Source organism: Sinorhizobium fredii USDA 205 (assembly GCF_001461695.1).
Classification (GTDB): domain Bacteria; phylum Pseudomonadota; class Alphaproteobacteria; order Rhizobiales; family Rhizobiaceae; genus Sinorhizobium; species Sinorhizobium fredii.
Window position 1 is genome coordinate 172,639 of record NZ_AUTC01000035.1, and the last position, 14,870, is coordinate 187,508.

Annotated in this window: 13 protein-coding genes; 8 read left to right on the plus strand and 5 right to left on the minus strand. The window is 62.3% G+C overall.

The window, feature by feature from the left end; genetic code table 11:
• Positions 1–97: 97 nt before the first annotated feature.
• Both N181_RS05505 and N181_RS05510 read right to left on the minus strand, forming a co-directional pair.
• Entirely contained in the window at positions 98–445 is a 348-nt protein-coding gene (locus tag N181_RS05505; protein WP_037435705.1) for a VOC family protein, read from the minus strand.
• Positions 442–876, minus strand: a complete 435-nt coding sequence (locus N181_RS05510; protein ID WP_037395449.1) for a hypothetical protein — start codon at positions 874–876, stop codon at positions 442–444. Before N181_RS05510 ends, N181_RS05505 begins: the two co-directional genes overlap by 4 nt.
• Positions 877–1,152: 276 nt before the next feature.
• Here N181_RS05510 and ccoG point away from each other — a divergent pair, with 276 nt between their 5' ends.
• The 5 genes from ccoG (at position 1,153) to gndA (ending at position 7,252) form a co-directional block, all read left to right on the plus strand.
• On the plus strand, positions 1,153–2,727 hold the full coding sequence (gene ccoG / locus N181_RS05515) for a cytochrome c oxidase accessory protein CcoG (RefSeq protein WP_037395451.1): 1,575 nt from the start codon (positions 1,153–1,155) through the stop codon (positions 2,725–2,727).
• A 7-nt stretch (positions 2,728–2,734) separates the two neighbouring features.
• On the plus strand, positions 2,735–3,229 hold the full coding sequence (locus N181_RS05520) for a FixH family protein (RefSeq protein ID WP_037395453.1): 495 nt from the start codon (positions 2,735–2,737) through the stop codon (positions 3,227–3,229).
• Positions 3,226–5,490 (plus strand): cation-translocating P-type ATPase, encoded by a 2,265-nt coding sequence (locus tag N181_RS05525; protein ID WP_060563286.1) that lies wholly within the window; start codon positions 3,226–3,228, stop codon positions 5,488–5,490. Before N181_RS05520 ends, N181_RS05525 begins: the two co-directional genes overlap by 4 nt.
• Positions 5,487–5,645 (plus strand): cbb3-type cytochrome oxidase assembly protein CcoS, encoded by a 159-nt coding sequence (gene ccoS, locus N181_RS05530; RefSeq protein WP_014328680.1) that lies wholly within the window; start codon positions 5,487–5,489, stop codon positions 5,643–5,645. The genes N181_RS05525 and ccoS overlap by 4 nt, the downstream gene beginning before the upstream one ends.
• 176 nt (positions 5,646–5,821) lie before the next feature.
• Entirely contained in the window at positions 5,822–7,252 is a 1,431-nt protein-coding gene (gene gndA, locus N181_RS05535) for an NADP-dependent phosphogluconate dehydrogenase (protein WP_037435699.1), read from the plus strand.
• A 242-nt stretch (positions 7,253–7,494) separates the two neighbouring features.
• Here the strand turns inward: gndA and N181_RS05540 are convergent, their stop codons facing one another.
• Both N181_RS05540 and N181_RS05545 read right to left on the minus strand, forming a co-directional pair.
• Positions 7,495–8,229: a DUF1194 domain-containing protein gene (locus N181_RS05540; protein WP_037395467.1), complete on the minus strand. Its 735-nt coding sequence runs from the start codon at positions 8,227–8,229 to the stop codon at positions 7,495–7,497.
• 242 nt (positions 8,230–8,471) lie between these two features.
• Positions 8,472–9,071 (minus strand): YdeI/OmpD-associated family protein, encoded by a 600-nt coding sequence (locus N181_RS05545; protein WP_037395469.1) that lies wholly within the window; start codon positions 9,069–9,071, stop codon positions 8,472–8,474.
• A gap of 226 nt (positions 9,072–9,297) precedes the next feature.
• On the opposite strand from N181_RS05545, the gene N181_RS05550 reads away from it, so the two are divergent.
• On the plus strand, positions 9,298–9,972 hold the full coding sequence (locus N181_RS05550; protein ID WP_014328676.1) for a hypothetical protein: 675 nt from the start codon (positions 9,298–9,300) through the stop codon (positions 9,970–9,972).
• A 127-nt stretch (positions 9,973–10,099) separates the two neighbouring features.
• Positions 10,100–11,878 carry an adenylate/guanylate cyclase domain-containing protein gene (locus N181_RS05555; RefSeq protein ID WP_050984050.1) on the plus strand — a complete coding sequence of 593 codons (1,779 nt, stop codon included), beginning with the start codon at positions 10,100–10,102 and terminating at the stop codon, positions 11,876–11,878.
• Between the two features lie 34 nt (positions 11,879–11,912).
• Here the strand turns inward: N181_RS05555 and N181_RS05560 are convergent, their stop codons facing one another.
• Positions 11,913–12,962, minus strand: coding sequence for a LacI family transcriptional regulator (locus N181_RS05560; RefSeq protein WP_014328674.1), 1,050 nt, complete (start codon positions 12,960–12,962; stop codon positions 11,913–11,915).
• A 517-nt stretch (positions 12,963–13,479) separates the two neighbouring features.
• Between N181_RS05560 and N181_RS05565 the strand changes: the two genes are divergently transcribed.
• Positions 13,480–14,715, plus strand: a complete 1,236-nt coding sequence (locus tag N181_RS05565) for an ABC transporter substrate-binding protein (protein ID WP_014328673.1) — start codon at positions 13,480–13,482, stop codon at positions 14,713–14,715.
• Positions 14,716–14,870 lie beyond the last annotated feature (155 nt).

Sequence of the window (14,870 nt, forward strand, 5' to 3'; positions counted from 1 at the left end):
TGCATCGTCGTCTTCGGCCTAGTCAGCGTGCTTTTCATCCGCTTCGGCGAATAGTCTCCGCGCCGCTGCCGCCTGATCTGAACGTTTGAACCTTCCATTAGTCTTTCGACCAGACCGCCAGCTCGTAGCCATCCGGATCGGCAAAGTGAAAGCGCCGTCCGCCGGGGAACGCGAAGATCGGCTTAACGATCCTGCCGCCGGCGCCCTCGACCCGGGCCAGAGCGTCCTCCAGGTCATCGGCATAGAGGATGACGAGCGGCCCGCCGCTGCTGACCGGACCGAGCGTCGTGAAGCCGCCGGTCAGCCGGCCGTCCGCGAACTCGCAGTATTCCGGACCGTAATCGGTGAAGGTCCAACCGAAGGCACCGCCGTAGAAGGCTTTGCTCGCTGCAATGTCGGCAACGTTGAATTCGATATAGTCGATGCGTCGGTCGCTGCCGCTCATGGCATGTTCTCTCCCGTCTTTGCTTTCTCGTTGCCTGCTTCCAGAATGGTCTTCAAGGCGGCGAGATCCTTTTCTACCCAGGCGGCGTCGGCCGCAAACTGCGCGTCGCTCATGCTGGTCTGCCTCAACAGCGTGAACATTACTTCCGCGCCGTCGCCATTCGGCACGACACGGAGCGCGTTATGGACCTTGGCGCCGTCCTCAAGCGTCACCAGATGATCGACGACCCCAAGTGCGTTGTCGGGAGCGAAGCGGACGCGGGCGTTGCCGAGTTCGCCGGGCGCGATCCATTCGTCACCGTCACGCGTCAGCCCCGAGGAGAGCCCGGAAGCCCAAAGCGGCATCATCGCGTGGTCGGCCATGAAGGCGTAGACATCGCGCCAGTCTCGCTCGATCGAGATATGAATTATTCTGGCGGCCATCGTGGTCATGCGTGTCTCCGTTTTTCAGCCTGCATAGCACCTCATTGTGCCGCGATCTTGAATGAAACGGCGAATCTTCCCTCGAGCGTAAGATGCCTTCTCAATGCGCCGTTCGACGGCGCCCAGCCATCCTACAGCGAGAAGTGGGCCGAAAGGAGCTGATTATGGCCGAGGACTTATCGACGCACCGCTGGCATTCGGCCGCAGACTTGACGCAGATCAAGGTTTGAGACGGGGGAAATCGGCGATGACAGGGGCGATCATGAAATAATCCGGAATCCATGGATGCATCCCCGATCCCTCGCCAAAACTCAGTCCGTCGAACGGCTGGAAGCCGAATCGGTCAGTGCCGCGCGCGTCCGCAAGCCGCTCTATGAGAAGCGCAGGAAGATCTTTCCGAAGCGGGCCGAAGGACGCTTTCGCCGCTTCAAGTGGCTCATCATGCTGGTGACGCTCGGCATCTACTATTTGACGCCGTGGATCCGCTGGGATCGCGGCACCCATGCGCCGGATCAGGCCGTCCTTGTCGACCTTGCGGCAAGGCGCTTCTACTTCTTCTTCATCGAGATCTGGCCGCAGGAGTTCTTCTTCGTCGCCGGGCTCCTCGTCATGGCGGGCTTCGGGCTTTTCCTCGTGACCTCGACGGTCGGCCGCGCCTGGTGCGGCTATGCCTGTCCGCAGACCGTATGGGTCGATCTCTTCCTGGTGATCGAGCGCTTCATCGAAGGCGACCGCAATGCGCGAATGCGGCTCGATGCGGGTCCGTGGACGCTCGACAAGATCGTCAAGCGCCTTGCCAAGCATGCGATCTGGGTTCTCATCGGCGTGGCGACCGGCGGCGCCTGGATCTTCTATTTCGCCGATGCGCCATCGCTGCTCAAAAGTTTCGTCACGTTCGAGGCGCCGCCCGTCGCCTATTTCACCGTGGCGATCCTGACGGCCACAACCTATGTCTTCGGCGGGCTGATGCGCGAGCAGGTCTGCACCTATATGTGCCCCTGGCCGCGCGTCCAGGCGACGATGCTGGATGAAAATTCGCTGGTCGTCACCTATAACGACTGGCGCGGCGAACCGCGGTCGCGGCACGCCAAGAAGGCGGCGGCAGCCGGCGAGGTAGTCGGCGATTGTGTCGACTGCAATGCCTGCGTCGCGGTCTGTCCGATGGGCATCGACATCCGCGACGGCCAGCAGCTCGAGTGCATCACCTGCGCGCTCTGCATCGACGCCTGCGACGGCGTGATGGACAAGCTCGGCCGCGCGCGCGGACTGATCTCCTATGCAACGCTCAGCGATCATGCCGCCAATCTGGCGCTTGCGACCAGCAACAGGGCGGCGGCGATCGATCCGCGGCGTGTGCGCGACGCGAACGGTGCTTTCGTGGACAAGGTCAGGCATTTCGACTGGCGCATCATTTTCCGCACCCGCGTTCTCCTCTATTTCGCCGTCTGGGCGTTGATGGGGCTCGGACTGGTTTATGGGCTCGCGTCGCGTGACCGGCTCGAACTCAACGTGCTGCACGATCGAAATCCGCAATATGTCGTGGAGTCCGACGGTTCGGTGCGCAATGGCTACATGGTCAAGCTGCTCAACATGATCCCCGAACAGCGCACCATCACGCTGACGATCGAGGGCATGCCCTCGGCGCGGATGCGCATTGCCGGCCAGGCGCCCGGCGACGGTCGTAGCTTCGCGATCGAGGTCGATCCGGACAAGGTCACGGCGCTCAAGGTGTTCGTGACCCTACCCAAGGAAAACCTCGTCGAGGCGGATGCCGGCTTCACGTTGATCGCGGACGATCCGTCGAGCCATGAGCAGGACCTGTACCAGGCGAATTTCAACCGGGCCGCACAAGAAAGATGAGGCGCACATGAGCGAGCATTTGAGCAAACAGCGTCAATTCACCGGTTGGCACATGATTGCGGTGATGGCTTTGTTCTTCGGTACCATCATCTCCGTCAATGCCGTCATGGCGTGGAACGCCAGCCGGAGCTGGAGCGGTCTCGTCGTCGCGAACAGCTATGTCGCCAGCCAGCAGTTCAACGGCAAGGTCGCCGAGACCCGCGCCTTTGAGGCGAGTGGCATTACCGGCCGGTTGACGGCCGAGCCCGGTGCCGTCCGCTACGTGGTCACGCTGAATGGTGAACCGGCGAAACACATCGACAGGGTGGTCGCCACCTTCAAGCGGCCGGTCGAGGAACATGAGGATCTGCGGATCGACCTCGATCGGCAGGGCGCGGGGGCATTTCTTGCGGCGGAAAAGCTGAAACCCGGCCAATGGATCGCCGACCTCACGGCGATTTCGGGAGACGCTGTCGTCCATCGCCAAGCCGTCCGCTTCATCGCTCCGGGAGAAGGCAAATGAGCTGCTGCGCCGCTGGCGTCGACACTGTGGTGGTTGCCGAAGGGGGGCAAATGCAGCCCGTCTCCGAAGAGCTTTGGCTTGCGAGCCGAAACCTCGGAGGCGGGTTGCGCCAGACGGACCTCAGCGTGCCTGGAGTCCACTGCGGCGCCTGCATCGCGGCGATCGAAGGTGCGCTGCGCGCCAGATCCGAGGTCGAGCGAGCCCGTGTCAATCTCTCCTCGCGCCGCGTGTCGATCGTCTGGAAGGAAGAGGTTGGCGGTCGCCGCAGCGATCCCGGCGACTTCGTCAGCGCGATCACGGCTTGCGGCTACCGGACGCATCTCTTTTCATCCGGCGAAGACGAAGGCGATGACCTGCTCAAGCAATTGATCCGCGCCGTGGCAGTATCCGGCTTTGCGGCAACCAATATCATGCTGCTCTCCGTTTCCGTCTGGTCCGGGGCGGATGCGGCCACCCGCGATCTGTTCCATTGGATTTCGGCGATGATCGCCGCGCCGACGCTGGTCTATGCCGGCCGCTTCTTCTACCAGTCGGCCTGGAACGCGCTTCGCCATGGACGCACCAACATGGATGTGCCGATCGCGCTGGCGGTGACGCTGTCCTATGGCATGTCGCTCTACGAAACGATCGGCCACGGCGAGCATGCCTGGTTCGATGCGTCCGTGACTTTGCTGTTCTTCCTGCTGATCGGCCGTACCCTCGACCACATGATGCGGGGGCGGGCGCGGTCGGCCATCAGCGGCCTGGCACGCCTGTCGCCACGCGGCGCGACGGTTGTCCACCCCGATGGCACGCGCGAATACCGCGCTGTGGACGAGATCAGGCCCGGCGAACGCCTGATGATCGCTGCCGGCGAGCGAATCCCGGTCGACGGGCGCGTGCTTTCGGGCACCAGCGATCTCGATCGCTCCGTCGTCAACGGCGAGAGCGCGCCCGTCGCGGTCGACCCTGGCGATGTCGTCCAGGCCGGAACGCTGAATCTTACTGGTCCTCTTACCCTGGAGACGACCGCAGCGGCGCGGGACTCTTTTCTCGCCGAGATCATGGGGCTGATGGAAGCCGCCGAAGGGGGCAGGGCCCGCTACCGCCGCATCGCCGACCGGGCGGCGCGTTACTATTCGCCGGCGGTTCATCTGCTCGCGCTCCTGACCTTCATCGGCTGGATGCTGGTGGAGGGTGACGTCCGCCATGCCATGCTGGTTGCGGTTGCGGTGCTGATCATCACCTGCCCCTGCGCGCTCGGGCTGGCCGTGCCGGTCGTGCAGGTCGTTGCTGCCGGGCGCCTCTTCCAGGGCGGGGTCATGGTCAAGGACGGTTCGGCCATGGAGCGCCTTGCCGAGATCGACACGGTACTTCTCGACAAGACCGGGACGCTGACGGTCGGCGAACCGCAGCCTGTCAACGCGCATGAGATTGCGCCTGGCGTGTTGGCAACCGCCGCGGCACTCGCCGCGCATTCGCGCCATCCGATCGCGATCGCCTTGCACCATGCGGCCCGCCGCTCTCATCTGGAAGGCGATATACGCGAAATTCCGGGCGCGGGCATCGAAGCGAGGGCAACAGACGGGGTCTATCGGCTCGGCAGCCGCAGCTTCGCCTGTGGCGCCAGCGGCGTCTCGGGTGGATTGCCCGAAGCGGTCCTTTCGTTCGACCGCCAGGAACTTGCCTGCTTCCGCTTCGAAGATCGCCTCCGCCCCGCCGCGCGCGAGAGCATCGCAACGCTGCACGAGTTGGGGCTTGCGACAGGGATACTTTCCGGCGACCGCGAGCCGGTCGTGGCGGAGGTCGGCAGCAGGCTCGGCATTGCCAACTGGCGGGCCGAGCTCTCGCCGCGCGGCAAGGTCGAGGCCGCCGCCGCGGGCGGCCGGAGGGTGTTGATGGTTGGCGACGGCATCAACGACGCGCCGGTCCTTCGCGCCGCCCATGTTTCGATGGCGCCGGCGACGGCCGCTGACGTCGGCCGCCAGGCTGCGGATTTCATCTTCATGCATCGGCCATTGAGTGCCGTTCCTTTCGCCATCGAGATCTCGCGTCGGGCCGGCCGGCTGATCCGGCAGAATTTCGCTCTGGCAATCGGCTATAACCTCGTCGCCGTCCCGATCGCGATCTTCGGTTACGCGACGCCGCTGGTGGCAGCGATCGCGATGTCTACCTCGTCGGTGATCGTCGTCGCGAATGCCTTGAGATTGCGAAGCCTCTCGTCCGCAAGGGCCGATGAGGACGTTGCCTCACACTTGCAACCACTAGGGAGCGCCCGGTGAACACGCTCGTCTATCTCATTCCGATTGCCTTGCTGCTCGGCGGCCTCAGCCTCGCGGCCTTTCTCTGGGCGCTGAAGAGCGGACAGTATGAGGATCTCGACGGCGCCTCATGGCGCGTGCTCGACGATGGCGATGGCAAGCCGGAGCAGCGTTGATTTTGTCAGGAATGGCTTGTCGTAAATCGATTTGAGTGCCAAAACAGCCTCCGTCGCTGCATGTCTCGCCCGTCGCTTTTCTGATGGGTGCGCCGCATGCGCAGATCAAATTCAAGGGGTCGGCACACGGCCATCGCGACCGGTGCCAGCCTCTCCTGTCCAATGGAGGCAATCACGTGTCACAGGCGGAAATCGGCCTAATCGGTCTCGGCGTCATGGGATCGAACCTGGCGCTCAACATCGCTGAAAAAGGCAACAAGATCGCCGTTTTCAACCGCACGGTTGATGCGACGCGGAAATTCTATGCCGAAGCTGGAGCGCTCAAGGAGCAGATCGTTCCTTGTGAGACGATCGAGGAATTCGTCGCGGCGATCCGTCCGCCGCGGCCGATCATCATCATGATCAAGGCCGGCGATCCGGTCGACCAGCAGATGCAGGCGTTGAAGCCCTATCTTTCGAAGGGCGACATCATGATCGATGCGGGCAACGCCAACTTCCGCGACACGATGCGCCGCTTCGACGCGTTGAAGGACAGCGATCTCACCTTCATCGGCATGGGTGTTTCCGGTGGCGAGGAGGGCGCCCGCCATGGACCTTCGATCATGGTCGGCGGCACCGAGGACTCCTATCGCCGCGTCGAGAAGGTGCTGACGTCGATCGCTGCGAAATATGACAATGATCCCTGCGTCGCCTGGCTCGGCGAAAACGGGGCGGGCCACTTCGTCAAGACGATCCACAATGGCATCGAATATGCCGACATGCAGATGATCGCCGAGATCTACGGCATCCTGCGCGACGGTCTGAAGATGACGGCCCAGGAGATCGGCGAAGTCTTCGGTGCCTGGAACAAGGGGCGGCTCAATTCCTACCTGATCGAAATCACCGAAAAGGTGCTGAAGGCCGCCGATCCGCTGACCGGCAAGCCGATTGTCGACCTGATCCTTGACAAGGCCGGCCAGAAGGGCACCGGCAAGTGGTCGGTGATCGAGGCGCAGAACATGGGCGTGCCGGCAACCGCCATCGAAGCGGCCGTCGCCGCCCGCAGCATCTCCGCGGCGAAGGAAGAGCGCGAAGCTGCCGAAAAAATCCTCGGCCTGCCGGCGGTCGGCGAATTCAAGGTGGCCGACAGGCAAGCCTTCATCAATGACCTAGAGAACGCGCTGCTGGCCGCCAAGATCGGCGCCTATGCGCAGGGCTTCGCTGTGATGTCGGCCGCCTCGAAGGAATTCGGCTGGAGCCTGCCGATGCCGACGATCGCCAGGATCTGGCGCGCCGGCTGCATCATCCGCTCGCAATTCCTCGACGAAATCACCACCGCCTTCACCAAGGCGCCGGATGCAGCCAACCTGATCGTCACGCCTGCCTTCGCTTCGATGGTGAAAGAGACCGACGGAGCACTCCGCCGCGTCGTCTCGGCAGCCGTGCTCGGCGGCCTGCCGGTGCCGGCGCTTGCTTCGGCGCTCGGCTATTTCGACAGCTACCGCCGCGGCCGCGGCACGGCCAACGTCATCCAGGCGCAGCGCGATTTCTTCGGCGCCCACGGCTTCGACCGCATCGACGGCGCCGACAGCCACCACGGGCCGTGGGGCAGTGGGCTGAACGGCTAACGGAGACACGTCCTCCGGAGATACGGGGCGGCCGACAAAGCCGTCCCGTTTGATTCCTGCCAGGCGATTTCCCAGCAGCGCCACTTTTTGGTGACGTTCACTTCGACGGTCAGGTTGCCGAACGCTGCGCTACTGCATGTTTCCTTAAATCGTACTCGATTTTAAGGATAAAAACATGCAGCGATTCAAAGTGCTACAGCGACCTTTGTGGGTCTGAAAAGACGCACGGCGCTGTTAGGTAACTAATAGGTTACTTTTCTGAATGCACCGGAGTTCAGGCTGATTTCAGTCACGAGTTTTCGGCGCAGAGCCGTGGCGTAGTCGCTCGGGGCAACTGGTGTCATGACGAAGGCTTGGGGGCCGCCAATGACGTGGTCGGTAAAATAGGCTGCCAGTCGATAGTGAGGGCTCTCATTCACTGCTGGAATGACGATTGCGTTGATTGTGTATCCCTTCGCAATCGCCGTCCGCCTGCTCTGCTGAACAGGAAGCCCGTCGTTGTTCTCGCCATTGGCAGAGATGTCGATGACTTTCTTCGTCGCCTTGCCTTCGAACTGACCGAGCAGCAGGCATCCGACGTCGATGGCCGAAGAAACCGATGTCCCGCTTCGCCCCCTCCTGCCGAAGCCGGTGTCGCCCTTCTTCCTGATCACAAGGGCAGCAGCCTCGGCATCTGCAAGCCCACAGATTCTTGTCCATGGCAGCACCATGCGTAAGCGTCCGGGACTCGACCATTCGAAGTAGGTTATGCTGATGCAGCCGAGATGATTGCCCGCAATGGCGTCAATGACGTCCGGCGAAGTGAGCGCTGCGGCATGTCCGTTGCGCTGCATGTCGGCGACCTCGGGATCAACCGAGGCAGAGTAGTCGACCGCGAATACGACCGCGGCATCGACATCGACCGCATGTGCCTGCGGTCCCCAAAGCACGCAAGCTGCAAGCGTCCCGACGAGCCGCAAGAATGAGTTCGCTTCCATTGCCAACCCTTCCTGCTGGTCAAGTCGTCAGTGACGGAAGATAAACGGCATGCGTAGTGGCGTCGGGAAGCGCGCGTACTGAGCGCCCCGTAGAGACATCGATATTGGGTGAGCGATTGCTTATTATGATTTTGACAGAACACTCTCACAAAGAGACGCTTCTTCAAAATCACAATTTTCTAATATACAGATTGAGCACTGCGGCAGGGCCGCCGCGGCCCGGCAGATTGTTGCGATGCGGCTTATTTTTCGCGCTGCGGGTAAATCGTCGCGCCGCGCTTCAGCATCTCCACGAAGGTCTCGATCTTCTTCCTTCGACCGGCTTCCGTCTTCATGTTGTGGGTGCGGAAGGCCAAGGCGAAGCGGTTCTGCTCGCTGAGCTTGCCGAGCATCTCCTTGGCCTTGGGCTCTGCGTCGATGGCAGCCTGTAGATCGTCGGGGATCTTCATGTCCTTGCCGCTCTTGTAGGCGCGGTCCCAACGGCCGTCGGCTTTGGCCATCTCCACCTGCTTGAGACCGTGCGCCGTCATCCGACCCTCTTCGATCAACCGCGCGACATTGTCGACGTTGATTTGGCTCCAGGTGCTCTTTCTGCCGCGCGGCGTGTAGCGCTGGAGAAAGCTCTTCTCATCGAGCCCCTTTCGCACGCCGTCGATCCAGCCCCAGCAGAGCACCACTTCGATCGCTTCCTTGGGTGTGATCGACTTGAGCCCCGACCCCACCTTGTGGACCTTGACCCAGACTTCGTCCTCCTTGTCGTGGTGGCTGCCGAGCCAATTGTAGAATCTCTCGGCGGTCTCGAACTCGCGCACCTTATCGGGGTCGACCTTGACGGGCGGCATGCGGCAATCTTCCTCCTGATGGTTGCATCTTCATTCCTGAATCGACGGTGTAGCCTACAAGGCGGCGCATCTGCGTTCCAGTTCTTAGCCTCTGTCTGCGCGGTTGCGCGCGAACTGACAAGCGGACCTCGGTGAGGCGGCTGGCGCACGCGATGGGCACGTGAGAAGGTTGGGTGGACTCACGGCCAGGCGGACAGACCCGGGCTCGTCTAGAGGGGAGGTTTCCATGCCTGCGGTGTCGGACCTGAGCTATGATGACTGGCTTGAGCACGCGTTCAGCCACTCGATCCGGCCGCACGGCAATGCTTGGTTTTTCGATGAAGACCCTCCGTGGTGGGATCCCGAGCCATTTCTCGCCGTCGATTACTTTACGAGGCTCTTTTTGACGACCGAGCGTTCGCTCGCCGGCTTTTCCGATGCGCAGATCGCCCAGGGGTTCACCTACCTCCTGAGCACGAGCGCCTCGGGGGACAACGGGTGGTTCTACAAGACATCCACGCCCACGGCGGCGCGGCTGGCCTGCGTCGAGGCGATCCAGCATGTCTTCGCCTGCCTGTTCGCGCCGCGCTGCGCGGCTGTGCTGGGTCACATCGACGAACCCGGCGCGGCTCCCCTCAACACCGTCTGTTACATGTGGTGGGACGAGTTCCCATGTCTGGCGCTCCCGGACGATCCTGATTGCGACCAGATCCACAGGGCGGCGATCGAGGTCATGCGTCGAACGCTGAGGCTCGAGGCGATTGCGTGTCAGGAGGCAGCACTCCACGGCCTCGGCCATTGGGCACGATATCGACCGAACGAAGTCGCTGCGGCCGTCGATGAGTTCCTCGGCGACGGCCGCAGCAAGCGAGCCGAGATCGTCTCCTATGCCCGTTGGGCGAGGTGCGGCTGTGTCCTCTAGGATGTCGTGAAACTCGCTGCAGAGCGGCAATGTTCACGTGCGGCGCTTCTCGTTGGTGCCGCCCTCTGGATGAAGGCGGCCGGCAAGGTGTAGACTTGCTTCACGGAGCGGGCGAGGGAGAAGCTCAGTGCCGACGCAAGGAGCAGAGGGACGCCATCTTGCTGTTGTTCTGGCTGCCGACGTTGCTGGCTACAGCCGTCTGATGTCGGAGGACGAGGAGGCGACGCTCAGCGTACTCACCAAGTATCAGGAAATCATCGCGGGACTCGTCGCCGAACACCGGGGTCGCGTTTTCAACATGGCCGGTGATGGCGTCATGGTCGAGTTTGCAAGTGCTGTGCAGGCGGTGCGTTGCGCCGTTGCCATCCAGCGAGCCCTCGGCCGCCGCAACATCGATCTTCCGGAGCATCGCCGCATGGTTTTCCGCATTGGCATCAATCTTGGCGACGTGATCGCCCGCGACGGCGATCTCTTCGGAGACGGCGTGAACATAGCGGCGCGATTGCAGACGCTCGACGAGCCGGGCCACATCTGCATCTCTGCTTCGGTGCATGAGCAGATCGCCGGAAAACTCAGCTTCGCGTGCGAGTGCCTCGGCGAAAAGACCTTGAAGAACATCGCGCGGCCAGTGCGCGCCTATCGTGTGCGCTCCAACATGGAACCGCCCGTACCCGTGACGGAACTGCAGAGCGGCTCTCTGGCCTTGCCGGACAAGCCCTCGATTGCGGTAATGCCGTTCGTCAATATGAGCGGCGATGGCGAGCAGGATTACTTTGCTGACGGTCTGACGGAGGATCTCATCACCGCATTGGCGAAGTTCCGCTGGTTTTTCGTCATCGCGAGAAATTCGAGCTTCTCCTACAAGAACCGCGCCGCCACGGTTCAGCAGATCGGCAGTGAACTCGGCGTGCGCTACGTGCTGGAGGGGAGCACACGCAAATCGAGCGAACGGGTTCGTGTCACGGCGCAGCTGGTCGAGGCCGAAACTGGCCATCATGTCTGGGCCGAGCGGTACGACCGCGACCTGGCGGAGCTCTTCGCGCTCCAGGACGAGATCGTCGACCGCGTTGCCGGCGCGATCGAGCCGGAAATGCTGCGAACGGAGACGCTGCGGGTCCGGCGTAAGGCGCCGGAGAATCTGACGGCCTGGGAACTGATCTTCCGCGGCATGTGGCATTTCTACCAGTTCACTCCGGCCGAGCACCGCTGCGCACGCGATCTGTTTCGCAAGGCGATTGCGGCTGCCCCCGACATTGCCGAAGGATATACGTGGCTCGGTCGGTGCAACGCGGGAACGCTGTTCTTTCGGTGGAGCGAAAATCCGGCGGGGGACATGGCGGAAGGCTGGCAGGCGGCGCTGCGTGCCGCACAACTCGCAGAAACCGATCCCTATGCACATTACGCGGTAGGCATTATGAGCTTCGTCATGGGCAGGCTCAATCGGGCAATGGAGGCCGCCCAGCGATCGATCGACCTCAGCCCCAGCTTCGCGCTCGGCTATATGCTGCTCGGCATGTCACGCCTCTTCCTGGGCCGCGCGGCCCTGGCCACAGAGCCGCTTCAACGTGGACTGCGCCTGAGCCCGCATGATCCACTCGCATTCCTATGGCTGCATTTCCTGGCATTCGCACATTTCCTCGCAGGAGAAAGCGACAAGGCGCTGCAACCGGCGCTCGACGCCGCTGCCAAGCGGCCGGATCTACCCTCGACGCACTGCGCACTCGCCTGCTGTCTGGCAGAGCTTGGGCGGCAGCGTGAGGCCGAACAAGCAGTCGCCGAAATGAGCCGCAGCTCGTCTGCCGGGCAAGAGGAACTGGGCGAGTTCGTCTCGCGCTTCGTCAATCCCGACCAGCGCGAACGGATACGCGAAAGTCTGCGCAAAGGGGGGTGGCAGGGCCACTGGTAGCTGGCGGACGAAGGGATCGTTCCTAGATTTTCAGCTATCGTTGCATAGGCGGCTGAAACTCCGGCTGGCTGAGGCTCTGCAGTGTCTCGGTTGGCCGCCCTTCGATATGGCCGATCACGGCCCTGGCGAGTTCACGGCCGGCCACGCGGATATCCTCGTACATGGTCATGACCTCCGGACGCAGCCAGCGCAGGAAGTCGCTCGGAACCTTGGAGACCATGTCGGCGTCCTCGCCGAGCTTCTTTCGTGCCGCCTCGATGCCTGCAATCAGTGCAATCGCTCCCGAGCCGCTGCCGGAAACGATGCCGTCCGGGGCGTCGGACGAGCCCATGAGCTTTTCGAAGGCGTCACGAATGGCGACGAGGCTATAGTCGATGTTGACCTGATGGAAGCTGACCGACTCCGCGCCGAAATCCTTGAGGCCACGTTCGAAGCCGGTGCGCATATGCGAGTGAAAGGTGAGATGCGGCGGCGGCTCCAGCAGCACCAGCCGGCGCCTGCCGCGCTCGACGAGCTTGCGCACGGCCTCATAGCCGAAGCGTTCGTTATCGAAATCGTGATAGGGGTGCACGATCCCCATCTCGGTCCGTCCATGCGTCGCGAAGGGCAGTTGACGCTCGGTGAGCAGCGTCACGCGCGGGTCGTGCGGCTCCATTCGAGAGATGATCACGCCGTCGGCGGCGCCGGTGTCGAGAATGTAGCGGATCGGACCGAGCGGATCCTTGGAGGAACTGTAGGGCGTCACAACTAGGTGGTAGGGGGTGCCGGCGAGGATTTCGGTGATGCCGATGACCATCGGGCTGGTGATGCCCATGATCTCTTCCTCAAGCGTCAAGACGAGGCTGATGACATTGGTCTTGCCGGTCCTGAGGCGCACCCCCGCACGGTTCGGCTGATAGCCGATCTGCTTGGCGACCAGCCGCACGCGCTCCTTGGTCTCGGCGCCGATATCGGGGGCGTCCTTCAGGGCGCGGGAAACGGTGGTTATGCCGAGCCCGGTCATGAAGGCGATCGTCTTCAATGTCGGCCTGGCGCCCTCGGTTGGCGGCGTCACCGCCGGCCTGTTCCTTGTCCTGCCTTCCATGCTTGTCCCATTAAGCCCGCTTGTTCGGGACCTCCAAAGCGACCGTTTCCACCGCAGCTGCGGTGTCGGCACCTTCGCGATAGTCGGTCTCCTATCCCAATTGCCGCGTTATATACGATTTGCCCGAACGCACCATATCGGGTGGAGCGATATCGCGACCTGAAATCTGTAACGATACAGTAACAATGTCGAGCCTTTTTGTTGCTGCAGTGCGAAGTAACTAAACAGGGAGTTGAATCCGGCCTGCGCGACGCTCGATGCTGCGACTGCGAAATGTCGGCTGCCAGCAAGGCTCAATTTCATATTAGTTTATGTATTTAAAACAATATATTATATGTAGTTCTTCGGAGATTTGCGTTGTTCGGATAAGGCTGCAAAGCAGCCGTTCTGGCCGCTGGTAGATACAATCAGGGGATGCAGCGATATAATTAATTTGAATTATCCGTTGTGGGTGTTGCGTCGACAAATGGATTGAACTAAGTTTTTTACGGTAACGTTACAGTGAGGGAGGAGACTCATGAAATTACGTTCTCTGGCCAGCGCTCTGGCCGCAACTGTCGCCCTACCGTTGGGTGTCGCTCAGGCAACCGATCTGGAGGTCACCCATTGGTGGACGTCCGGCGGCGAGGCCGCAGCGGTCGCCGAACTGGCGAAGGCGTTCGACGCGACCGGCAACAAATGGGTCGACGGTGCGATCGCCGGCTCCGGCGGAACGGCGCGACCGATCATGATCAGCCGCATCACCGGCGGCGACCCGATGGGCGCCACTCAGTTCAACCATGGTCGCCAGGCGCAGGAACTGGTTGAGGCCGGGCTGATGCGCGATCTCACCGATGTCGCCACGCGCGAGAACTGGAAGGAGATCGTCAAGCCGGCCAGCCTACTCGACTCCTGCACCATCGAGGGCAAGATCTATTGCGCGCCCGTCAACATCCATTCCTGGCAGTGGCTGTGGCTTTCGAATGCTGCCTTCAAGCAGGCTGGCGTCCCGGTTCCGAAGAACTGGGACGAATTCGTCGCTGCTGCACCGGCGCTTGAAAAGGCCGGGATCGTGCCGCTCGCCCTCGGCGGCCAGCCGTGGCAGTCGTCCGGCGCCTTCGACGTCCTGATTGTCGCGGTCGCCGGCAAGGATGTGTTCGAGAAGGTTTTTGCCCAGAAGGACGAAGAAGTTGCCGCCGGACCTGAGATCGCCAAGGTCTTCAAGGCAGCCGACGATGCGCGCCGCATGGCGAAGGGCAGTAACGTCCAAGACTGGAACCAGGCGACGAATCTGGTCATTACCGGCAAGGCCGGCGGGCAGATCATGGGTGACTGGGCCCAAGGAGAGTTCCAGGTGGCGGGCCAGAAAGCCGGCGTGGACTACACCTGCCTTCCCGGTCTCGGCCTCAACGAGGTACTCGCGACAGGCGGCGATGCTTTCTACTTCCCGCTGCTCGAGGACGAGGAAAAGTCCAAGGCACAGGAAGCGCTGGCATCGACTTTGCTGAAGCCCGAGACGCAGGTTGCCTTCAACCTGAAGAAGGGCTCGCTGCCGGTGCGTGGCGACGTGGATCTCGCAACCGCCAATGATTGCATGAGGAAGGGTCTGGACATCCTCGCCAAGGGCAGCGTGATCCAGTGGACAGACCAGCTTTTGTCACCTGATAGCCAGAAGCAGAAAGAAGACCTCTTCTCCGAGTTCTTCGCAAACCCGTCCATGACGCCCGAAGACGCGCAGAAGCGCTTTGCGGACATCATCGCCGCGGCGGATTGATCTCGGCCTGTTGACGGCCTCGCTTCCGGCGGGGCCGTCGCCCGGGCCCTCGCCCCAAAACCCGCGCCGGAGGTCGCATGAGGCGTCGTCGGCAGCGGTAGACGAGGGCAGGGGCTACGATCGTGGTCGGCGTTGGCGCTCGCGGCTTGTTCGTC

What these genes read in the sequence shown, in the direction of transcription:
- N181_RS05505 (WP_037435705.1), bottom strand. Translation starts at nt 445, where the DNA reads ATGAGCGGCAGCGACCGACGCATCGACTATATCGAATTCAACGTTGCC.
- N181_RS05510 (WP_037395449.1), bottom strand. Translation starts at nt 876, where the DNA reads ATGACCACGATGGCCGCCAGAATAATTCATATCTCGATCGAGCGAGAC.
- ccoG (WP_037395451.1), top strand. Translation starts at nt 1,153, where the DNA reads ATGCATCCCCGATCCCTCGCCAAAACTCAGTCCGTCGAACGGCTGGAA.
- N181_RS05520 (WP_037395453.1), top strand. Translation starts at nt 2,735, where the DNA reads ATGAGCGAGCATTTGAGCAAACAGCGTCAATTCACCGGTTGGCACATG.
- N181_RS05525 (WP_060563286.1), top strand. Translation starts at nt 3,226, where the DNA reads ATGAGCTGCTGCGCCGCTGGCGTCGACACTGTGGTGGTTGCCGAAGGG.
- N181_RS05540 (WP_037395467.1), bottom strand. Translation starts at nt 8,229, where the DNA reads ATGGAAGCGAACTCATTCTTGCGGCTCGTCGGGACGCTTGCAGCTTGC.
- N181_RS05545 (WP_037395469.1), bottom strand. Translation starts at nt 9,071, where the DNA reads ATGCCGCCCGTCAAGGTCGACCCCGATAAGGTGCGCGAGTTCGAGACC.
- N181_RS05550 (WP_014328676.1), top strand. Translation starts at nt 9,298, where the DNA reads ATGCCTGCGGTGTCGGACCTGAGCTATGATGACTGGCTTGAGCACGCG.
- N181_RS05560 (WP_014328674.1), bottom strand. Translation starts at nt 12,962, where the DNA reads ATGGAAGGCAGGACAAGGAACAGGCCGGCGGTGACGCCGCCAACCGAG.
- N181_RS05565 (WP_014328673.1), top strand. Translation starts at nt 13,480, where the DNA reads ATGAAATTACGTTCTCTGGCCAGCGCTCTGGCCGCAACTGTCGCCCTA.